Raw genomic sequence first — 20,071 nt, forward strand, 5'->3', positions numbered from 1 at the left:
AGTACGTGACTCGGGCGAATGAGCTTAGCCGTCGATGAGGCAGTGTGAAGGATGAAGTGTAAATAAAAAAGGAAGTGAGCAATGCGTAAAAGCCTGTTAGCTATTCTTGCAGTCTCCTCGTTGGTATTCAGTTCGGTGTCGTTTGCCGCTGAGCTGGAAGACAATATGGAAACCCTCAACGACAATTTAAAAGTGGTCGAAAAAGCGGATAACGCGGCGCAAGTCAAAGACGCGTTAACCAAAATGCGTGCCGCGGCGCTGGATGCGCAAAAAGCAACGCCGCCGAAGCTGGAAGGAAAATCGCCAGACAGCCCGGAAATGAAAGACTTCCGCCACGGTTTCGACATTCTGGTTGGCCAGATTGACGACGCGCTGAAGCTGGCTAATGAAGGTAAAGTAAAAGAAGCGCAGGCCGCCGCAGAGCAACTGAAAACGACCCGCAATTCATATCACAAGAAGTATCGTTAATTCCTCATTGGGCGGTGAAACGTCGCCGCCCAATGCTCTCCTCTCCCTTCGTAAAATCACCGCTAAATCTCTCTTCACTACGGCATATTTCTGCGTGTCGCCGCCATTTTTGCGAGGCGTTTTCCAGAAATGAATGTAATGCATATGTAATGCTATAATGCATTACACTTTTCATAATTACCGGAGGCATAATGGCCACACTTAACGTCCGCCTGGATGACAAATTGAAAAATGAGGCTTATGCGGTGCTGGAAAAATTAAATATCACGCCTACTGAAGCCGTACGGCTGCTGTTTCAGTATGTTGTGGAAAATGGGCGAATGCCGGTAAAAACGCTCACTGTCAGTGATAGTGAAGAAGCCTTGTTACGCACTGTCAGGGAACGACTGGCCAACCCACAAGAGGCCATTAAGGTCCGACTGGATGAACTATGAGCTGGCCTTTGATCCGCGAGCGCTGAAAGAGTGGCAAAAACTGGGCGTGACAGTCCGGGAACAATTTAAAAAAAAGCTTGAGGATGTGCTGAAAAGGCCGCGCAATCCCTCGGCTAAACTGCGGGATTTACCGGACTGCTACAAAATTAAGCTTCGCACTCTGGGATATCGTCTGGTTTATCAGGTTAACGATAAAGAGTTGCTCGTGTTGGTGATAGCTATTGGTAAGAGAGAGAACTCAGCCGTTTATGAAGATGCGGATAAACGGCTGGAAGAGTGATTAACGTAAATGGTGTACCACCTGGTTGCTGCTGCCGCGCCAGATCAGGGAAGGGTCTTTTAAATCCTGCATAAATTTGCCATCAACCAGCACGTTAATCAAATCAACAACCTGCATTTGTGCAGCGTTGAGTTCGTCGAGTTTATACCCTGTCCACACCCAGATGTCTTTACCCGGGCATTCGGCACGGATGCGTTGTACCAGTTTCAGAATATCCGGCACGTTTTGCGGATGCAGCGGATCGCCGCCGGAGAGGGAAATGCCCTGGCGTTTGATGCGAGTGTCGTTCAGATCGTTGATGATCTGGTCTTCCATTTCTTTGGTAAATGGCTGACCGGAATTTACCCGCCAGGTGCTTTTGTTATAGCAACCGGGGCATTCATGAACACACCCGGAGACAAACAGGGTGCAACGAGTGCCGGGGCCGTTGACGATGTCGACAGGATAGTATTGATGGAAGTTCATATTTCGCCTGGCTTATCAGTCCGCGTGTAGGTCGGATAAGGCGTTTACGCCGCATCCGGCAATCAACGCCGGATGCGACGCTTTCACATCACATCCGGCATTTGCTTAACGCAGCGTGGAGATCAACCGATCTGCCCATTTCCTAAATGTTTAACGCGGCGTTTAACTTCTTCCTGCTTGCCGGCGTTAAACGGACGCGCATCCGGACTACCTAAATATCCACACACGCGGCGAGTTACCGACACACGGGAGGTGTCATGGTTACCACATTTCGGACAAGTGAAGCCTTTGCTGGTGCACTCAAACTCGCCGGTAAAGCCACATTCGTAGCATTCATCGATCGGCGTGTTGGTGCCGTAATACGGCACATGCTGATAGCTGTAATCCCAGACATCTTCCAGCGCCTTCAGGTTGTGCTGAATGTTTGGATACTCGCCGTAGCAAATGAAACCACCGTTCGCCAGCGGCGGGTAAGGCGCTTCAAAGTCGATCTTGTCGTACGGGTTCACCTTCTTCTCCACATCGAGGTGGAAACTGTTGGTGTAGTAACCTTTATCGGTCACGCCCGGCACCACGCCAAACTCAGCGGTATCGAGACGGCAGAAGCGGTCGCACAGGTTCTCACTCGGCGTACTGTAGAGGCTGAAACCGTAGCCGGTTTCTTCTTTCCACTGATCCACCGCCTGACGCAGACGTTCAACAATCGCAATACCTTTCGCACGCAGCTGCTCGTTGTCGTAAACATGCTCGCCGCCGAACAGCGCGTTAATGGTTTCGTGGATACCGATGTAACCCAGCGAGATAGACGCTCGACCGTTTTTGAAGATTTCAGACACGTCGTCGTCTGCATTCAGACGCACGCCACAAGCACCTTCCATATAGAGGATCGGGGCTACGCGCGCTTTCACGCCTTCCAGACGAGCGATACGGGTCATCAGCGCCTTACGTGCCAGCACCAGACGTTCATCCAGCAGCTTCCAGAAGGTGGCTTCATCGCCTTTTGCTTCCAGAGCAATACGCGGCAGGTTCAGGCTGATCACGCCGAGGTTGTTACGACCATCGTGGATCTGCTCACCGTTTTCGTCTTCCCACACGCCGAGGAAGCTGCGGCAGCCCATCGGGGTTTTAAACGAACCGGTGACTTTCACTACCTGATCGTAGTTCAGGATATCCGGATACATGCGCTTGCTCGCGCACTCCAGCGCCAGTTGTTTGATGTCGTAGTTCGGATCGCCCACTTTATGGTTCAGACCATCGCGAATTGCGAACACCAGTTTCGGGAACACGGCGGTTTTACGGTTTTTACCCAGGCCCGCGATACGGTTACGCAGGATAGATTCCTGAATCAGGCGCGATTCCCAGCTGGTACCCAGACCAAAGCCAAAGGTCACAAACGGCGTCTGACCGTTGGCGGTGTGCAGGGTATTTACTTCATATTCCAGCGACTGGAATGCGTCGTAGCACTCTTTGATGGTACGAGAGTTAGCGTAACCTTCGACGTCAGGAATGCTCCACTCTTCCGCGGTTTTACGGTGTTTGTTGTAGCTGGCGGTGACAAACGGCGCCAGAACTTCGTCGATACGGTTAATGGTGGTGCCACCATAAATATGGCTGGCGACCTGAGCAATAATTTGCGCAGTTACTGCGGTAGCTGTAGAGATCGACTTCGGCGGTTCAATCTCGGCATTCCCCATCTTAAAGCCTTGCGTCAGCATGCCTTTCAGGTCGATCAACATGCAGTTGAACATTGGGAAGAACGGCGAGTAATCGAGATCGTGGTAGTGGATATCACCACGTTCATGCGCCTGTACCACGTCACGCGGCAGCAGGTGCTGACGTGCATAGTGTTTAGCAACAATCCCGGCCAGCAGGTCACGCTGGGTCGGAATGACTTTACTGTCTTTATTCGCGTTTTCATTGAGCAGCGAGGAATTAGTCTGCTCGACCAGACCACGGATCTCCTGGTTCAGACGACCGCGTTTTTCACGTTCAATGTCGCGATCGTGACGGTACTCAATATATGCACGGGCCAGTTGTTTGTACGGGCCAGACATCAGTTGGTTTTCAACAGCGGTCTGGATTTCGTTGATATCTACCTGGTTACGCCCCTGCATTTGCTCGCTGACGATAGCGGCAACAGTGGCACAATAATCTGCATCATCGACTTCCGCTGCTTTAGCTGCACGCAGAATAGCTTCTTTGATGCGCTCTGATTTAAACGGCACTTTGCAGCCGTCTCGTTTCATCACATGCGGTGTCATGATCGCTCCATATTTTTAAGAACAGGTTATCCACAGAAAGTTGGGAAGTGCGCCCCGGTTTATTCAGCTCTTGTTACGGGGATTTACTGCAATCCCAATTCGCTTTATCCACAATTGTGTCGGCTTCGTTGATGTGTATCTTGTTGCAAGTTTAGACGATGGATACAACATATTGGGTTTAGATGCATTTTAAAGTCTATATATAGTGCTTTGCATTAAGGATGTTTGCGTTTTTTTTGATTTAGCTCAAAGTAAAAAGCAGAGAGTACGGATGGCGGGCGCTAGAGCGATGTGTAAATTTTTTGATGATTTTCTGGTTATAAAATCAACAAAAACAATATACTACCCGGTAAGTCCCCGGAAATACTCGCTTTAGCATGGTCTGGAGAGGGATTATCTCTGAAACCACCAGACAGCCTCAAAAGACCGTAATGTCGTGGCACAGAGTTGTGGTGAGGTTTCTTCAAAGCTATACATCAGAAGCTGCCAGTAGTGTTCTGAACACTCTTTGGATAAATCTGGTAGAAGGTAACTCTCAGGAAAGGGCTGCTGGGATGACGATTTGTTGAGGTTCGCTGCGTCCGGTTACCTGTTCGATCAACTGGCTGGCAGCCTGACGTCCGGCTTCGGCGTAGCCTGGATCAACGGTGACGATCTCCGGATGGAGAAACTTCATTAACGGCGTATTACCGACGCTCGCCAGTTGCAGTGTGTCGATGTGTTGCTCTTGCAGGTACTTACATGCCCCGAGCGCCAGCGTGTCGGTTGCGCACAGCAACGCAGTGGTTTCTGGCGTAATCACTTTTGCCACGTTCTCGTAACCTTGCTTCATGGCCAGGCCGGGCAGGGCGGCGACGGGATGTAGTTTATGTGCTTTGCAAAATGCCAGATAAGCCTCATGACGCCGCTTACCAGTGGTAATGTCGCTGTGTGGTACGCCAAGATAACTGATATTGCGATGCCCCCGATCGTAGAGGCATTGCATCAGAATCTTAATCGCCCCTTCGTCGTCATAACAGACCGAAGCAAAACCTTTTGCGTCATGCGCCAGCAGTACCAGAGATGATTGCCAGTGAGCTAACATTTCTTCCGTTATGCCGGTAAAACCGAACAGCACCACTCCGTCAATATTGCGACGTTTCAGAACGCCTAAATGTTCAGTAACCAGCTGTGGCGAAAACTGGCTTTCCATCATGATCGGATCGTAACCCTGTTCATAGAATGCCGGCAGCATCGTCTGAACGGCGAGATTTTCTGATAACGAATCCAGACGGGTGACGATAATAGCAACCACTTTATCGCTTTGCCCACGCATAGCACGCGCGGATCGGGAAGGGGAAAATCTATGCTGATTCATCACTGCTTCCACGCGCTCGCGCGTGTGCTGACTCACGCCACTTTCGTTATTCAGCACTCGGGAAACCGTGGATTTCCCCACGCCGCTTAAACGAGCAATGTCTTTGATGGTCAGCCGATTTTGCATCCTGTTGTCCCGTAATTTGCGTTTAATTATTTGAGCCTAACTTTACCCACGCATTCAGCAATGGGTAAAGTCTGGTTTATCGTTGGTTTAGTTGCTTGCAGATATTATATCGGCATAAATGCTACGAATATTATTGGATTCTCCTTATTATTTGCGGCGCTTTTTTCACTTACCGGAGGTTATATGGAACCTGATCCCACGCCTCTCCCTCGACGGAGATTAAAACTTTTCCGGTAAGCCCGTCTTTTCACGGCATTACCGGATGTGTAAGGCCGTGACGTTTTAACGTCCCAGCTCATGTTTATTACCTTCAGGTAAGGCTTTGCGACGCCTGAAGATATTTTCTGCACCATGCTTACAGGGTGCGGAGGGACTTCCTATGTTTAAAGAAATTTTTACCCGGCTCATTCGCCATTTACCTTCTCGTCTGGTCCATCGCGATCCGTTGCCTGGTGCGCAACAGACAGCGAATATTCCGATCCCGCCTTCCTTAAGCGCGCATTGCCTGAAAATGGCGGTGATGCCAGAAAAGGAATTATGGAAAACCTTCGGCACGCATCCAGAAGGGTTAAATCAGGCGGAAGTGGAATTAGCCCGCGAACAACACGGTGAAAATAAACTACCCGCGCAACAACCGTCGCCGTGGTGGGTACATTTGTGGGTCTGTTATCGCAACCCCTTTAATATTTTGCTCACGATCCTCGGCGGCATTTCTTACGCCACGGAAGATTTATTTGCCGCGGGCGTTATTGCGTTAATGGTAGCTATTTCTACGTTGCTGAACTTTATTCAGGAAGCGCGCTCCACCAAAGCAGCAGATGCCCTGAAAGCGATGGTCAGTAATACTGCGACGGTGCTGCGCGTAATTAACGATAAAGGCGAAAATGGCTGGCTGGAGATCCCGATCGATCAGCTGGTGCCTGGCGATATTATTAAACTGGCGGCGGGAGATATGATCCCGGCAGATTTACGTATTTTGCAGGCGCGGGATCTGTTCGTCGCCCAGGCATCGTTAACCGGTGAGTCTCTGCCCGTGGAAAAAGCCGCAACCACTCGCCAGCCAGAGCACAGCAATCCGCTGGAGTGCGATACCCTGTGTTTTATGGGCACCACCGTGGTGAGCTGTACGGCACAAGCAATGGTGATTGCCACAGGTGCCAACACTTGGTTTGGTCAACTGGCGGGGCGTGTCAGCGAGCAGGAAAGCGAGCCGAATGCTTTTCAGCAAGGGATCAGCCGCGTCAGTATGCTGCTGATTCGCTTTATGCTGGTGATGGCGCCTGTGGTGCTGTTGATCAACGGGTACACCAAAGGCGACTGGTGGGAAGCGGCACTTTTCGCGCTTTCGGTAGCAGTAGGCTTAACGCCGGAAATGTTGCCGATGATTGTCACCTCGACACTGGCGCGTGGAGCAGTAAAACTGTCGAAACAGAAAGTGATTGTCAAACATCTGGACGCGATTCAGAACTTTGGTGCAATGGATATTCTGTGCACTGATAAAACAGGCACCCTGACGCAAGATAAAATTGTGCTGGAGAATCATACCGATATCTCCGGTAAAACCAGTGAGCGCGTGCTGCATAGCGCGTGGTTGAACAGTCATTACCAGACCGGACTTAAAAACCTACTTGATACGGCGGTGCTGGAAGGTATAGATGAAAAGTCAGCGCGCTCGCTGGCCAGTCGTTGGCAGAAAGTGGATGAAATTCCTTTTGATTTCGAGCGTCGCCGGATGTCGGTGGTAGTGGCAGAAAATGCCGAACACCATCAACTGGTGTGCAAAGGCGCATTGCAGGAAATCCTCAATGTGTGTTCGCAGGTGCGTCACAATGGCGCGATTGTTCCGCTCGATGACACCATGCTGCGTAAGATTAAGCGGGTTACAAATACGCTTAATCGTCAGGGGTTGCGTGTGGTGGCGGTGGCGACGAAATATCTGCCCGCGCGTGAAGGGGATTATCAGCGGGCGGATGAATCCGACCTGATCCTCGAAGGATATATTGCTTTCCTTGATCCGCCAAAAGAGACAACCGCTCCGGCACTGAAGGCATTAAAAGCGAGTGGAATTACCGTCAAAATCCTTACTGGCGACAGTGAGTTAGTGGCGGCGAAAGTGTGCCATGAAGTGGGGCTGGATGCGGGAGAGGTGGTAATTGGTAGTGATATTGAAACGCTAAATGACGATGAACTGTCAAGCCTGGCGCAACGTACCACACTGTTTGCCCGCCTGACGCCGATGCATAAAGAACGCATTGTGACTTTACTGAAGCGCGAAGGGCATGTGGTTGGCTTTATGGGCGATGGTATTAATGATGCGCCCGCCTTACGCGCTGCGGATATCGGCATTTCTGTGGACGGTGCGGTAGATATTGCCCGTGAAGCGGCTGATATCATTCTGCTGGAAAAAAGCCTGATGGTACTGGAAGAGGGGGTTATTGAAGGACGCCGAACTTTTGCCAACATGTTGAAATACATCAAAATGACGGCGAGTTCGAACTTCGGTAATGTGTTCAGCGTGCTGGTGGCGAGTGCTTTCCTGCCCTTCCTGCCGATGTTGCCGTTACACTTGCTTATTCAAAACCTGCTGTACGATGTGTCACAGGTGGCGATCCCGTTTGATAACGTTGATGACGAGCAAATTCAAAAGCCGCAGCGTTGGAATCCGGCGGATTTGGGGCGCTTTATGATCTTCTTCGGACCGATAAGTTCGATCTTCGATATTCTGACGTTTTGCCTGATGTGGTGGGTATTTCATGCCAATACGCCGGAAACGCAAACGCTGTTCCAGTCGGGCTGGTTTGTGGTGGGATTACTGTCGCAAACGCTGGTTGTGCATATGATCCGCACCCGCCGTGTGCCGTTTATTCAGAGTTGTGCGTCGTGGCCATTAATGGCGATGACCGCGATCGTGATAGTCGTGGGGATCGCGTTGCCGTTTTCACCGCTGGCTGGTTATCTGCAACTGCAGGCACTGCCGTTAAGTTACTTCCCGTGGCTGATTGCGATTCTGGCAGGGTATATGGTGTTAACGCAGTTGGTTAAAGGGATTTATAGTCGTCGTTACGGCTGGCAGTAAAGAATTAACTGGGCATGGTGGCCCGGATTCAGATTGCAGACAAAGTGGGCTTAGTTCATGCCGGATGCGGCGTAAACGCCTTATCCGGCCTACAAATTCAATAAATTGCAGGAATCACGTAGGCCTGATAAGCGTAGCGCATCAGGCGATTTTGCTTTTGTCATCAGACTTAATCCGGGCATGATAGCCCGGATTTCCATCAAGATTAGCGACGAACAGCGATCGCTTCGATCTCAATCTTCACGTCTTTCGGCAGACGTGCAACTTCAACGCAAGAACGTGCCGGGAAGGTGGCATTGTGCTCGGTGAAGAACGCTTCGTAAGTGGCGTTTACGGTTGCGAAATCGTTCAAATCTTTCACAAACACGGTGGTTTTAACGATATCGCCCACTTTCAGACCTGCCGCTTCCACGATCGCTTTTACGTTATCCAGCGACTGACGCGCCTGTGCAGCGACGTCTGCCGGTACTTCGCCAGTTTTCGGGTTTACCGGGATCTGACCGGAAGTGATGATCATACTGCCCAGATCAACGCCCTGAACATACGGACCGATAGCTGCGGGTGCATTTTCCGTCGCGATAGTTTTGCTCATGATTTCTCCTTTATTACAGCGGTAAAAAGTCTGGCTCATTATAGGGAGCCTGACATTTATTACCAACCGCAATTAATTGGCCAGCACCACATTATGCGAAAACTCTTTTTCACAATATTTGCATTTGAGCGCAATATCATTGGCGCGTTTTCTCACGGCAAAGCTGGAAGAAACCGGTTCTGCATGGCTGATACAGTTGCTGTTCGGGCAGACCAGCACATTATCAATACGTTCCGGCAGACTGGGGCGTGATTTGCCGACCACTTCATAGTTGTCGATACGGTTTACCGTGGCTTGCGGTGCATACAGTGCCAGTTGGTCTACTTGATCTTCACTTAAAAAGGTATTTTCGATTTTGATCAGATCCTTGCGGCCCATCTCGCCGGAAGGTAGGTTCAGACCGATGGTGATGCGCTGATCGGTTTCGGTTAACTTGAACAAGCTCAATAGCTTAAATCCGATCTGGGCGGGGATATGGTCAATTACCGTGCCGCGTTTAATAGCTTCAACCTGCAATTTATTATCGTGTGTCATCTCTATTTCCCCTTACAGTACCAGATCGCGATTCAGAACCAGTGCCAGTAACGCCTGGCGAGCGAAAATCCCATTGCCTGCTTGCTGGAAGTACCAGGCGTGCGGCGTTTTATCGACATCCGTCGCAATTTCATCAATACGCGGCAGCGGATGCAGCACTTTCATATTGGCTTTGGCGTTGTGGAGATCGCTGGCGCGCAGGACAAACTGTGCTTTTACGTTGGCGTATTCGGACGGGTCCAGACGCTCTTTTTGCACGCGAGTCATATACAGAATGTCCACTTCCGCCATCACTTCTTCAATGGAACTATGCAGACTCCAGGCGATCCCTTTTTCATCGAGCATATCCAGAATGTATTGCGGCATTGCCAGCGCGTCCGGCGCGATGAAGTAAAAACGGTTGCCGTCGAACTTTGCCAGCGCCTGAGTCAGGGAGTGAACGGTACGACCATATTTCAGGTCGCCGACCATTGCGACGCGAAGATTGTCGAGACGTCCCTGGGTTTCCTGAATGGTGAACAGATCCAGCAAGGTTTGCGTCGGATGTTGGTTGGAGCCATCACCGGCATTCAGTACCGGTACATTGCCGGAAAATTCGGTTGCCAGGCGTGCCGCACCTTCCTGTGGATGGCGCATCACAATCGCATCGACGTAAGTGCTGATAACCGAGATGGTATCAGCCAGCGTTTCCCCTTTTTTTCCCAGTGAGGTGTTTGCGCTGTCAGAGAATCCCACCACACTAGCGCCCAGGCGGTGCATCGAGGTTTCGAAAGAGAGGCGGGTGCGGGTTGATGCTTCGAAGAAGCAACTGGCAATCACTTTATGTTTCAACAGTTCTGGTTGCGGGTTCGCTTTCAGTTTCGCCGCTGTCGCCAGCACCAGATTAAGGTCATCGCGACTAAGGTCGTTTATGGAAATGATATGTTTTTGATATAGCGGATTAGCCATCTTTTATCTCCTGACGCCTGGGCAAAAAAAAGCCCCTCGATTGAGGGGCTGGGAATAGGTGAACAACGGGAAGAAAAACGGCAGGCCAGCGTCTTTTTTCAGACGCGGTAAGACAAAATGTCGAACACACTGAACCATACATCCTCCCGGCAAATTGTCCGGCATTATACTCAGCCAGAAAGTGGGATCAAGCAATCAATGCAAAAAATTACCAAGGTAAACGATTGTAGTGAATTTATATGCTTTAAAATTGAGTTTTTAACAATAATTTTTTTGTGAAAAGCGGGCGGAAAAACATGCTTTGGCGCAATCGGACAGCAAAAAATGCTGGTATGGCAGTAAGGAATTACGTATAACGAGAGAAATGAAACGTTGTTTTAATTGAGGAATGAAAAAGATGATCATCGGAAATATTCATAATCTCCAGCCGTGGTTGCCAGAAGAGTTACGCCAGGCCATTGAACATATCAAAATGCACGTTACGGCAGAAACGCCAAAAGGTAAGCATGATATCGAAGGCAACCGTCTGTTTTATCTTATCTCTGAAGATATGACTGAGCCGTATGAAGCGCGTCGCGCGGAGTATCATGCCCGCTATCTCGACATCCAGATTGTGTTAAAAGGGCAGGAAGGAATGACTTTTAGCACACAGCCTGCGGGTACGCCGGATACTGACTGGTTAGCTGATAAAGACATCGCCTTTTTGCCTGAAGGTATTGAAGAGAAAACAGTTATCCTTAATGAAGGCGATTTTGTTGTGTTTTATCCGGGTGAAGTGCACAAACCGCTGTGCGCAGTGGGTGAGCCTGCTCAGGTTCGCAAAGCGGTTGTTAAGATGCTGATGGCTTAAGCGAGTACCTGCCGGTGGCGACGTGAAGCCGCCTCCGGTACTGAAATTATTTGGCAAGCGTCGCAACCATTACCGCTTTGATAGTATGCATACGGTTTTCCGCCTGATCAAAAACAATGCTGGCGGGAGATTCGAAAACCTCGTCCGTTACTTCCATCCCACCATGTAGGCCAAATTCTTCAGCCATCTTTTTGCCAAGCGTTGTTTGGTCATCATGAAACGCGGGCAGGCAGTGGAGGAATTTGACCTCCGGGTTACCAGTTAACTGCATCATCTTGCTATTTACCTGATAATCACGCAGCAATGCAATCCGTTCAGCCCATTTCTCTTTTGCTTCACCCATTGATACCCACACATCGGTATAGATAAAGTCAGCACCTTTAACGCCAGTCGCGACATCTTCTGTCAGGGTAATATTCCCGCCATTTTGCTGTGCCAGGGCGCGGCATTCCGTAACCAGCGAAGATTCTGGCCAGCAAGCCTGTGGCGCCACCAGACGCAAATCCAGACCGGTCAGCGCGGCCGCTTCCAGCATCGAGTTCCCCATGTTATTGCGGGCATCTCCGGCGTAGACCAGCGTCATCTCATTAAACGCTTTACCCGGTAAATGTTCTTGCATGGTCAGCAGATCTGCCAGCAGTTGCGTGGGGTGGAACTCATTGGTCAGCCCATTCCATACCGGGACGCCAGCGTATTCCGCCAGTGTTTCGACAATCTCCTGACCATAGCCACGATACTGAATACCGTCATACATGCGGCCAAGCACGCGGGCGGTATCTTTAATTGACTCTTTATGGCCAATCTGGCTGCCGCTTGGGCCGAGATAAGTAACGCGAGCGCCCTGGTCATATGCGGCAACTTCGAAAGAGCATCGGGTACGGGTTGAGTCTTTTTCGAAGATGAGCGCGATGTTTTTACCGGTGAGTCTGGCTTCTTCTTTACCGCTTTTTTTATCTGCTTTTAGTTTAGCGGCTAGCTGGAGCAAGGTGTTGAGTTCAGCTGGCGTGAAATCAAGTAATTTCAGGAAATGCTTATGATAAAACCCGGACATAGATCCCTCCTGTGGCTTACGCCATAATGAATTAAAATTCAATTTATATGTATGAATATTCATTTGCAAGCCTAAAGCATAAAACTTTGTCACAAAGGTGGAGGCAATGTCAGTGGTGTGTGACAATAAGAGAATCAGCAGGACATTAAGAGGAATAAGTCATGGCAAACCCGGAACAACTCGAAGAACAGCGTGAAGAAACACGTTTGATTATTGAAGAATTACTGGAAGATGGCAGCGATCCGGACGCGCTGTACACCATCGAACATCACCTTTCCGCAGACGATCTGGAAACCCTGGAAAAAGCAGCGGTTGAAGCGTTTAAACTCGGTTACGAAGTGACCGATCCGGAAGAGCTGGAAGTGGAAGATGGCGATATCGTAATTTGCTGTGACATCGTCAGCGAATGCGCGTTGAATGCCGATCTGATCGATGCCCAGGTTGAGCAATTGATGAACCTGGCAGAGAAATTCGACGTTGAATACGACGGTTGGGGGACTTATTTTGAAGATCCTAACGGCGAAGATGGCGACGATGAAGATTATGTCGACGAAGACGATGACGGTGTTCGCCATTAATTAATTGATTAAAATGCCCGATAGCACACACTAGCGGGCATTTTTTTTAGAGTTCGCGCAACATCCGCACTTCACAATCAACATGGCCCGTGCAGCCAAGTGCATAGTCGATATGTTGAAAACCTAAATGTTCATACAAACCAATCGCTTCTTTCAAAAAAGCGGTCGTTTCCAGATAGCAGCGTTTGAAGCCCATTTCTCGTGCCTGCTCCATCGCCATTAAGGCCAGTTTTTTCGCCAGCCCTTTGCCGCGAATGGCGGGAAGAAAATACATTTTCTGCAGTTCGCAAATGTCCGATTCACTACCTGCTAATGGCGCAATCCCGCCGCCGCCCACCACTTCGCCATTGTGCTCAACTACCCAATAGGCATGACCGGGCTGACTATACACTTGATACAATTCGTCGAGATTGGGATCGGCGACGGTATAGCCTTTATCAGCGGTAAGACCGTACTCTGCGGACACCTGGCGGATGACGCTGGCGATGGCGGGATTATCGGCAGCGGTAAGTTTGCGCAAACGGAGCGCGGGCGAAACGACAACATTCATAGCATAGCTCAATTTCAAATGTATGATTTATAGCTCCCTTTAATACCACCCTCGCTTATGTGGTGCAAGAAGAAGATAAATCAGAAAATATTAAGCATATATCGCTTAGATAAAGCGTATTCTAGGTGGTCCAGTATCAATTGACTGGAATTATTATCTATATGAATGGAATTTATTTTAGGGATATACTTCATGAATGGTGTAAACGTCGGGAAAGATAATCCTCGTCACGCATTTGTTTTTACAGGCAAGGGTGGTGAGTATTTTCTTATTTGTCTTGTGAATTTTTTGCTGACAATTATTACTCTGGGAATATATGGGCCGTGGGCATTAGTGAAATGCCGTCGTTATATTTATCAACATGTGACACTCAAGGGGCAACCATTTAGTTATAAGGGAACAGGTGGTGCCATTTTTGTTAGCATGTTACTTATTATGATCGTTTATTTTTTCAGTATTTCTTGTTTTGCAGGCCAACACTTTGTTCTTGCTTTTCTCCTGTTTGCTCTCTTGATCTGCGGTATTCCTTGCATGGCAGTGAAGAGTCTGCAGTATCAGGCGAACATGACCTCACTGAATGGTATTCGCTTTGGCTTTAACTGCTCAATGCTTCGTGCATGGTGGGTTATGTTAGGTCTGCCTGTTCTGTTGGCATTAGCTTTTTGGCTCGCACTGTATCTTATTGCGCAAGTGACGACATCGATAGGTGGGTTATTCTTTAACTTAGTGGTCTTAAGTTTGCTTTCCGTCATCGGACTGGGTGTTATCAACGGTATTACCTATAGCAAGTGGATGCCATTACTGGGTAATAACGCGACTTTTGGTGTCCATCAATTTTCCATTAAGGTCAACGTAAAAGAATGCATTAAAGGCTGTATGCTCGCAATATTAACCATGGTTCCTTTCATCATTGTGATTGGTATTATGATTGCGCCAGTATTTCAGCAGTTAATGATGATGACCATGTTGGGTAGGTCTGATGCGGGCAGGGAGCTAGTATTGCAATATTACCCGCAGATTACGGCTTCTTATTTCCTGTATTTTGTCGCGATTCTTGTTTTTGCCAGTTATCTCTATGTCACGTTACGCAATCTGTTTTTGAATAATCTGACACTGGCAAATGGCACTATTCGTTTTCATTCATCTGTTACCGCGATCGGTATGCTTTTGCGCATGTTGGCGGTATTAATGGGGTCCTCAATTACCTGTGGTCTGGCTTATCCCTGGCTGAAAATGTGGATGGTTAGCTGGATTGCTAACAATACCCATGTCCAGGGCGACCTTGATTCGCTGGAGTTAACCAATGATGACAAACCGCAGGATAGCGGTCCGTTAATGTGGATATCTCGCGGTATTATGCCGTATGTTCCGTTTATCTAAATAAAAAGGCCGGAGCATGCTCCGGCCTTCGTTTTCTTCACAGTGTTGATTACAGCGCGGCGATAACTGCCTGCTGTTCAATCAGCTTCGCTTTCGCTTCCGCATAACCTTCCAGCTTTTCACGCTCTTTCGCGATGACCGCTTCCGGTGCGCGCGCTACAAAGCCTTCGTTCGCCAGCTTGTTCTCGATGCGGCTGATTTCACCTTCAATCTTCGCCACTTCTTTCGCCAGACGCGCCAGCTCATCTTCTTTGTTAATGAGGCCTGCCATCGGGATCAGCAGCTCTGCGCCGTCGACGATCTTAGTAACGGAAACCGGGCCTTTGTCATCCGCAGGCAGTACGGTGATGCTTTCCAGACGCGCCAGCGTTTGCAGGAAGCCACGGTTTTCGTTCACGCGACGTTCTGCATCTGCACTGCAACCACGCAGCAGCAGCTCCAGCGGTTTGCCCGGCGCGATGTTCATTTCCGCGCGGATATTACGTACAGCAACGATCGCCTGCTTCAGCCACTCGGTGTCGGCCAGCGCCGCTTCATCGACCTGAGACGCATCGTACTGCGGGAACGGCTGCAGCATGATGGTGTCGGCAGTGATGCCACAAAGCACTTTCACACGCTGCCAGATGGTTTCGGTAATGAACGGAATGATCGGATGCGCGAGGCGCAGCAGACCTTCCAGCACGGTCACCAGCGTATGGCGAGTACCGCGCAGTTCGGCTTCGGTGCCACCGTTCATTACCGGCTTGGTCAGCTCCAGATACCAGTCGCAGAACTGGTTCCAGGTGAATTCATACAGAATCCCTGCGGCGATATCGAAGCGGAAGCTGTCCAGCGCTTCGCGGTACGCTTTAATGGTCTGGTTGAACTCAGCCAGAATCCAGCGGTCCGCCAGCGACAGCGTCATTTCGCCGCCGTTGAAGCCGCAATCCTGACCTTCCGTGTTCATCAGCACAAAGCGGCTGGCGTTCCACAGCTTGTTACAGAAGTTACGGTAGCCTTCCAGACGCTTCATATCCCAGTTGATGTCACGACCGGTAGAAGCCAGCGCCGCCAGGGTGAAGCGCAGCGCGTCAGTACCGTGCGGCTCAATGCCGTTCGGGAACTGCTTCTCGGTGCGCTTACGGATTTTATCCGCCAGCTGTGGCTGCATCATATTGCCGGTACGTTTTTCCAGCAGTTCTGGCAGCGAAATACCGTCAACCATATCCAGCGGGTCGATAACGTTACCCTTGGATTTGGACATCTTCTGGCCTTCGTCATCACGAATCAGACCGGTCATGTAAACGGTGTGGAACGGCACCTGCGGTTTGCCATTTTCATCTTTGATGAAGTGCATGGTCATCATGATCATGCGGGCAATCCAGAAGAAGATGATGTCGAAACCAGACACCATTACGCTGGTTGGGTGGAACTGACGCAGGGCGTCGGTGTTTTCCGGCCAGCCAAGCGTGGAGAAGGTCCACAGTGCAGAAGAGAACCAGGTGTCGAGAACGTCTTCGTCCTGACGCAGGGCAACATCAGCACCAAGGTTATTTTCTTTACGCACTTCGTCTTCGTTGCGGCCAACATAAACGTTACCCGCTTCGTCGTACCATGCCGGGATACGATGACCCCACCACAGCTGACGAGAGATACACCAGTCCTGAATATCGCGCATCCAGGAGAAGTACATGTTTTCGTACTGCTTCGGTACGAACTGAATGTCGCCGTTCTCAACCGCTTCAACCGCCGGTTTCGCCAGTACATCGGCACGCACGTACCACTGATCGGTCAGCATCGGTTCGATAACTACGCCGCCACGGTCGCCGTAAGGAACGGTCAGGTCGTGCGGTTTAATTTCTTCCAGCAGGCCAAGCGCGTCAACCGCAGCAACGATGGCTTTACGCGCAGCAAAACGCTCCAGTTTCTGGAACTCTGCCGGGATCTCGCTGGAATAAACATCAGATTCGTTACCTTTGGTATCGAACACTTGAGCGCTTTCACGGATATCACCGTCAAAGGTCAGGATGTTGATCATCGGCAGGGCGTGACGTTTACCGACTTCATAGTCGTTAAAGTCGTGCGCCGGAGTGATCTTCACGCAGCCGGTGCCTTTTTCCATATCGGCGTGTTCGTCGCCCACGATCGGAATACGACGGTTAACCAGCGGCAGAATGACATATTTGCCAATCAGATCTTTGTAACGCGGGTCTTCCGGGTTAACGGCCACGCCGGTGTCGCCCAGCAAGGTTTCCGGACGGGTAGTCGCAACCACCAGATAATCTTTACCGTCTGCGGTTTTCGCGCCATCAGCCAGCAGATAGCGGATGTGCCACATCGAACCTTTCGATTCGCGGTTTTCTACTTCCAGGTCAGAGATAGCGGTACGCAGTTTCGGGTCCCAGTTTACCAGGCGTTTGCCACGGTAAATCAGGTCTTCTTTATACAGACGGACGAAAACTTCTTTCACCGCATTGGACAGGCCTTCGTCCATGGTGAAGCGTTCACGCTCCCAGTCGACGGAGTTGCCGAGACGGCGCATCTGACGGGTAATGGTGCCGCCGGATTCCGCTTTCCATTCCCAGATTTTGTCGATGAAAGCTTCGCGGCCGTAATCGTGACGGGTTTTACCTTCTTCTGCGGCAATCTTGCGCTCAACGACCATCTGGGTAGCGATCCCGGCGTGGTCAGTACCGACCTGCCACAGGGTGTTTTTGCCCTGCATGCGCTGATAGCGGATCATGGTATCCATGATGGTTTGCTGGAAGGCGTGACCCATATGCAAACTGCCGGTGACGTTCGGCGGCGGGATCATGATGCAGAAACTTTCCTGGCTTTCATCGCCATTAGGCTTAAAGTAGCCCTGCTTTTCCCAGTGCTCGTAAAGCGGCTGTTCGATATCTTGTGGGTTATATGTCTTTTCCATTATTTCCAGGTTGCCGTATTCAGGTTGAAACCAGCCACGCGGTAGGCTTTATAGCGTTCGCGCGCCAGTTGTTTCAGAGAATCTTCATAAGGAACGAAGTCTACCACTTCTGTGAAAGCGGTGGCAAAATCTGCAAAGCTTGTTCGCAGACTAATCAATATATCGCGCGGGCTGCTGCTGCGTTTTTGCGGCCAGGCGATCTCCACCGGCGCACCGCCGCGCGGTCCTTCTCCCGCTAAATTATGCGGAACAAAGCTTTCTGCCGGACGCGCCCACAGGGCTTCATCCAGCCGGTAAGCCTGCTTTTCATCTTCACAGGCGATGAGCACGCGCTTACCACTGCGCCAACGTTCTGCGGCAATTTCACACACCAGCTGCTCAACGGCGCTTAAGCCATCGACGGTGGTGTCATTGTCCAGAAGGTAGAACGTTGCGTTTTTCATATATGGGGCTTCTTGTGGTGGATTTAAATATGCATCTGGTAATACACAGCATTGCCTGATGCGACGCTGCCACGTCTTATCAGGCCTACAAGTTCAGTGCTGTGTGTCGGTCGGATAAGGCGTTCACGCCGCATCCGACAATAACAGCGTTGCCTGATGCGACGCTGCCGCGTCTTATCAGGCCTGCGAGTTCAGTGCTGTGTGTCGGTCGGATAAGGCGTTCACACCGCATCCGACAATAACAACTTTGCCTGATGCAATTACTCTTCGCCGTTAAACCCGGCGCGATTCAACAGGAACTGTGCCAGCAACGCCACCGGACGACCGGTTGCGCCTTTTGCTTTACCAGAACGCCAGGCTGTTCCTGCAATATCCAGGTGCGCCCAGTTGTACTTGCGGGTAAAGCGCGACAGGAAGCAACCTGCGGTAATCGCCCCGCCAGGACGACCGCCAATGTTCGCCATATCGGCAAAATTGGACTCCAGTTGTTCCTGGTACTCGTCACCCAGCGGTAAACGCCATGCGCGGTCACCGGATTGTTCAGATGCAGCAATCAGCTCATGGGCCAGCGGGTTATGGTTCGCCATCAGACCGGTAATGTGATGACCCAGCGCGATAACGCAAGCACCGGTCAGCGTCGCCACGTCAATCACCGCTTCCGGCTCAAAACGCTCAACGTAAGTTAACACGTCGCACAGTACCAGGCGGCCTTCGGCGTCGGTATTCAGCACTTCTACGGTTTGACCGGACATGGTGGTTAACACATCGCCCGGACGATAGGCACGCCCGCCAGGCATGTTTTCGCAGCCTGCCAGCACGCCGATAACGTTAATCGGCAGTTGCAGTTCCGCGACCATCCTCATCACGCCATAAACCGCCGCCGCACCGCACATATCGTACTTCATCTCATCCATGCCTTCTGAAGGCTTGATGGAGATGCCGCCGGAGTCGAAGGTTAAACCTTTACCGACCAGCACGATAGGGCGTGCATCTTCCGACGCGTTGCCTTTGTACTCAATCACCGACATCAGCGATTCGTTTTGCGAACCCTGACCGACTGCCAGATAGGAATGCATCCCCAGCTCTTTCATCTGCTGTTCGCCGATAACGCGGGTAATAACATTCTTGCTGTAGCTGTCAGCCAGCTGGCGCGCCTGAGAGGCGAGGTAAGCGGCGTTACAGATATTCGGCGGCATATTGCCGAGATCTTTTGCTGCTTTAATCCCGGCGGCAATCGCCAGACCGTGCTGGATCGCGCGCTCCCCGCTGGTCAGTTCACGGCGGGTCGGCACGTTGAACACCATTTTACGCAGCGGACGACGCGGTTCGCTCTTGTTCGTTTTCAGCTGATCGAAACTGTAGAGCGTCTCTTTTGCCGTCTCGACAGCCTGACGCACTTTCCAGTAGTTGTTACGGCCTTTAACGTGCAGTTCAGTCAGGAAGCAGACCGCTTCCATCGAGCCAGTATCATTCAGTGTATTAATGGTTTTCTGAATCACCTGCTTGTACTGGCGCTCATCCAGCTCACGTTCTTTGCCGCAACCAATAAGGAGAATGCGCTCAGAAAGCACGTTCGGCACATGGTGCAGCAACAGCGTCTGCCCCGGTTTTCCTTCCAGTTCGCCTCGGCGCAGCAGGGCGCTGATGTACCCATCGCTGATTTTATCGAGCTGTTCTGCAATCGGAGAAAGGCGACGTGGTTCGAAGACGCCCACGACGATGCAGGCACTCCGCTGTTTCTCCGGGCTACCGCTTTTTACACTAAACTCCATG

At 50.6% G+C, this 20,071-nt stretch carries 20 protein-coding genes and 1 pseudogene; 8 read left to right on the top strand and 13 right to left on the bottom strand.

What is annotated here, in order from left to right; translation table 11 throughout:
- Window positions 1-81 precede the first annotated feature (81 nt).
- From cybC to FEK50_RS03545, 3 genes are all read left to right on the top strand, one after another.
- Complete coding sequence (cybC, locus tag FEK50_RS03530; RefSeq protein ID WP_130206066.1) at window positions 82-468, top strand: cytochrome b562; 387 nt, start codon at window positions 82-84, stop codon at window positions 466-468.
- 191 nt (window positions 469-659) lie between these two features.
- Window positions 660-902: a type II toxin-antitoxin system RelB/DinJ family antitoxin gene (locus FEK50_RS03540; RefSeq protein ID WP_131161323.1), complete on the top strand. Its 243-nt coding sequence runs from the start codon at window positions 660-662 to the stop codon at window positions 900-902.
- Window positions 892-1,182 (top strand): type II toxin-antitoxin system RelE/ParE family toxin, encoded by a 291-nt coding sequence (locus FEK50_RS03545; protein ID WP_131161322.1) that lies wholly within the window; start codon window positions 892-894, stop codon window positions 1,180-1,182. Before FEK50_RS03540 ends, FEK50_RS03545 begins: the two co-directional genes overlap by 11 nt.
- Here FEK50_RS03545 and nrdG read toward each other — a convergent pair whose 3' ends face one another.
- The 4 genes and pseudogenes from nrdG to treR all read right to left on the bottom strand — a co-directional run bounded on the left by nrdG (window position 1,183) and on the right by treR (window position 5,418).
- Complete coding sequence (gene nrdG, locus FEK50_RS03550) at window positions 1,183-1,647, bottom strand: anaerobic ribonucleoside-triphosphate reductase-activating protein (protein ID WP_064530204.1); 465 nt, start codon at window positions 1,645-1,647, stop codon at window positions 1,183-1,185.
- 122 nt (window positions 1,648-1,769) lie between these two features.
- Window positions 1,770-3,908: an anaerobic ribonucleoside-triphosphate reductase gene (nrdD, locus tag FEK50_RS03555; RefSeq protein WP_130206068.1), complete on the bottom strand. Its 2,139-nt coding sequence runs from the start codon at window positions 3,906-3,908 to the stop codon at window positions 1,770-1,772.
- A 393-nt stretch (window positions 3,909-4,301) separates the two neighbouring features.
- Window positions 4,302-4,397 (bottom strand): annotated as a pseudogene (locus FEK50_RS24400) (hypothetical protein); the annotation flags it as partial.
- A 46-nt stretch (window positions 4,398-4,443) separates the two neighbouring features.
- Window positions 4,444-5,418: a trehalose operon repressor TreR gene (gene treR, locus FEK50_RS03560; RefSeq protein ID WP_276320292.1), complete on the bottom strand. Its 975-nt coding sequence runs from the start codon at window positions 5,416-5,418 to the stop codon at window positions 4,444-4,446.
- Between the two features lie 156 nt (window positions 5,419-5,574).
- Here treR and mgtL point away from each other — a divergent pair, with 156 nt between their 5' ends.
- On the top strand, window positions 5,575-5,628 hold the full coding sequence (gene mgtL, locus FEK50_RS03565; RefSeq protein WP_001387276.1) for a mgtA regulatory leader peptide MgtL: 54 nt from the start codon (window positions 5,575-5,577) through the stop codon (window positions 5,626-5,628).
- A gap of 142 nt (window positions 5,629-5,770) precedes the next feature.
- On the top strand, window positions 5,771-8,467 hold the full coding sequence (gene mgtA, locus FEK50_RS03570; RefSeq protein WP_131161321.1) for a magnesium-translocating P-type ATPase: 2,697 nt from the start codon (window positions 5,771-5,773) through the stop codon (window positions 8,465-8,467).
- 205 nt (window positions 8,468-8,672) lie between these two features.
- Here mgtA and FEK50_RS03575 read toward each other — a convergent pair whose 3' ends face one another.
- The 4 genes from FEK50_RS03575 to pyrL form a co-directional block, all read right to left on the bottom strand.
- Window positions 8,673-9,059: an enamine/imine deaminase gene (locus FEK50_RS03575; protein ID WP_000047542.1), complete on the bottom strand. Its 387-nt coding sequence runs from the start codon at window positions 9,057-9,059 to the stop codon at window positions 8,673-8,675.
- A 72-nt stretch (window positions 9,060-9,131) separates the two neighbouring features.
- Window positions 9,132-9,593: an aspartate carbamoyltransferase regulatory subunit gene (pyrI, locus tag FEK50_RS03580; RefSeq protein ID WP_000148581.1), complete on the bottom strand. Its 462-nt coding sequence runs from the start codon at window positions 9,591-9,593 to the stop codon at window positions 9,132-9,134.
- A 12-nt stretch (window positions 9,594-9,605) separates the two neighbouring features.
- The gene (gene pyrB / locus FEK50_RS03585; protein WP_000013052.1) at window positions 9,606-10,541 is read right to left on the bottom strand and encodes an aspartate carbamoyltransferase; all 936 of its coding nucleotides are present in this window, start codon (window positions 10,539-10,541) and stop codon (window positions 9,606-9,608) included.
- A 3-nt stretch (window positions 10,542-10,544) separates the two neighbouring features.
- Window positions 10,545-10,679: a pyr operon leader peptide gene (pyrL, locus tag FEK50_RS03590; RefSeq protein WP_032341226.1), complete on the bottom strand. Its 135-nt coding sequence runs from the start codon at window positions 10,677-10,679 to the stop codon at window positions 10,545-10,547.
- A gap of 259 nt (window positions 10,680-10,938) precedes the next feature.
- On the opposite strand from pyrL, the gene tabA reads away from it, so the two are divergent.
- A complete protein-coding gene (gene tabA / locus FEK50_RS03595; protein ID WP_130216649.1) occupies window positions 10,939-11,391 on the top strand; it encodes a toxin-antitoxin biofilm protein TabA in 453 nt (150 codons plus the stop codon).
- A gap of 46 nt (window positions 11,392-11,437) precedes the next feature.
- Here the strand turns inward: tabA and argF are convergent, their stop codons facing one another.
- Window positions 11,438-12,442, bottom strand: coding sequence for an ornithine carbamoyltransferase (gene argF, locus FEK50_RS03600; RefSeq protein WP_130257925.1), 1,005 nt, complete (start codon window positions 12,440-12,442; stop codon window positions 11,438-11,440).
- A gap of 161 nt (window positions 12,443-12,603) precedes the next feature.
- Between argF and rraB the strand changes: the two genes are divergently transcribed.
- Window positions 12,604-13,020 (top strand): ribonuclease E inhibitor RraB, encoded by a 417-nt coding sequence (gene rraB, locus FEK50_RS03605; protein ID WP_130206080.1) that lies wholly within the window; start codon window positions 12,604-12,606, stop codon window positions 13,018-13,020.
- A 46-nt stretch (window positions 13,021-13,066) separates the two neighbouring features.
- On the opposite strand, the gene FEK50_RS03610 is transcribed toward rraB, so the two are convergent.
- Window positions 13,067-13,570: a GNAT family N-acetyltransferase gene (locus FEK50_RS03610; RefSeq protein ID WP_130206082.1), complete on the bottom strand. Its 504-nt coding sequence runs from the start codon at window positions 13,568-13,570 to the stop codon at window positions 13,067-13,069.
- 192 nt (window positions 13,571-13,762) lie between these two features.
- Between FEK50_RS03610 and FEK50_RS03615 the strand changes: the two genes are divergently transcribed.
- On the top strand, window positions 13,763-14,950 hold the full coding sequence (locus FEK50_RS03615) for a DUF898 family protein (RefSeq protein WP_131161392.1): 1,188 nt from the start codon (window positions 13,763-13,765) through the stop codon (window positions 14,948-14,950).
- Between the two features lie 49 nt (window positions 14,951-14,999).
- Here the strand turns inward: FEK50_RS03615 and valS are convergent, their stop codons facing one another.
- The 3 genes from valS to pepA all read right to left on the bottom strand — a co-directional run bounded on the left by valS (window position 15,000) and on the right by pepA (window position 20,070).
- On the bottom strand, window positions 15,000-17,855 hold the full coding sequence (valS, locus tag FEK50_RS03620; protein WP_130206086.1) for a valine--tRNA ligase: 2,856 nt from the start codon (window positions 17,853-17,855) through the stop codon (window positions 15,000-15,002).
- The gene (gene holC, locus FEK50_RS03625) at window positions 17,855-18,298 is read right to left on the bottom strand and encodes a DNA polymerase III subunit chi (RefSeq protein ID WP_000786399.1); all 444 of its coding nucleotides are present in this window, start codon (window positions 18,296-18,298) and stop codon (window positions 17,855-17,857) included. Before holC ends, valS begins: the two co-directional genes overlap by 1 nt.
- Before the next feature lie 260 nt (window positions 18,299-18,558).
- Window positions 18,559-20,070: a leucyl aminopeptidase gene (pepA, locus tag FEK50_RS03630; protein WP_000397144.1), complete on the bottom strand. Its 1,512-nt coding sequence runs from the start codon at window positions 20,068-20,070 to the stop codon at window positions 18,559-18,561.
- Window position 20,071 lies beyond the last annotated feature (1 nt).

This window comes from Escherichia sp. E2586, from assembly GCF_005781105.1.
Classification (GTDB): Bacteria; Pseudomonadota; Gammaproteobacteria; order Enterobacterales; family Enterobacteriaceae; genus Escherichia.

Coding starts and splice junctions, on each gene's coding strand:
- FEK50_RS03575 (WP_000047542.1), bottom strand. CDS start 9,059: ATGAGCAAAACTATCGCGACGGAAAATGCACCCGCAGCTATCGGTCCG.
- pyrB (WP_000013052.1), bottom strand. CDS start 10,541: ATGGCTAATCCGCTATATCAAAAACATATCATTTCCATAAACGACCTT.
- pyrL (WP_032341226.1), bottom strand. CDS start 10,679: ATGGTTCAGTGTGTTCGACATTTTGTCTTACCGCGTCTGAAAAAAGAC.
- tabA (WP_130216649.1), top strand. CDS start 10,939: ATGATCATCGGAAATATTCATAATCTCCAGCCGTGGTTGCCAGAAGAG.
- rraB (WP_130206080.1), top strand. CDS start 12,604: ATGGCAAACCCGGAACAACTCGAAGAACAGCGTGAAGAAACACGTTTG.
- FEK50_RS03615 (WP_131161392.1), top strand. CDS start 13,763: ATGAATGGTGTAAACGTCGGGAAAGATAATCCTCGTCACGCATTTGTT.
- nrdD (WP_130206068.1), bottom strand. CDS start 3,908: ATGACACCGCATGTGATGAAACGAGACGGCTGCAAAGTGCCGTTTAAA.
- argF (WP_130257925.1), bottom strand. CDS start 12,442: ATGTCCGGGTTTTATCATAAGCATTTCCTGAAATTACTTGATTTCACG.
- FEK50_RS03610 (WP_130206082.1), bottom strand. CDS start 13,570: ATGAATGTTGTCGTTTCGCCCGCGCTCCGTTTGCGCAAACTTACCGCT.
- cybC (WP_130206066.1), top strand. CDS start 82: ATGCGTAAAAGCCTGTTAGCTATTCTTGCAGTCTCCTCGTTGGTATTC.
- mgtA (WP_131161321.1), top strand. CDS start 5,771: ATGTTTAAAGAAATTTTTACCCGGCTCATTCGCCATTTACCTTCTCGT.
- valS (WP_130206086.1), bottom strand. CDS start 17,855: ATGGAAAAGACATATAACCCACAAGATATCGAACAGCCGCTTTACGAG.
- pyrI (WP_000148581.1), bottom strand. CDS start 9,593: ATGACACACGATAATAAATTGCAGGTTGAAGCTATTAAACGCGGCACG.
- FEK50_RS03545 (WP_131161322.1), top strand. CDS start 892: ATGAACTATGAGCTGGCCTTTGATCCGCGAGCGCTGAAAGAGTGGCAA.
- pepA (WP_000397144.1), bottom strand. CDS start 20,070: ATGGAGTTTAGTGTAAAAAGCGGTAGCCCGGAGAAACAGCGGAGTGCC.
- nrdG (WP_064530204.1), bottom strand. CDS start 1,647: ATGAACTTCCATCAATACTATCCTGTCGACATCGTCAACGGCCCCGGC.
- holC (WP_000786399.1), bottom strand. CDS start 18,298: ATGAAAAACGCAACGTTCTACCTTCTGGACAATGACACCACCGTCGAT.
- FEK50_RS03540 (WP_131161323.1), top strand. CDS start 660: ATGGCCACACTTAACGTCCGCCTGGATGACAAATTGAAAAATGAGGCT.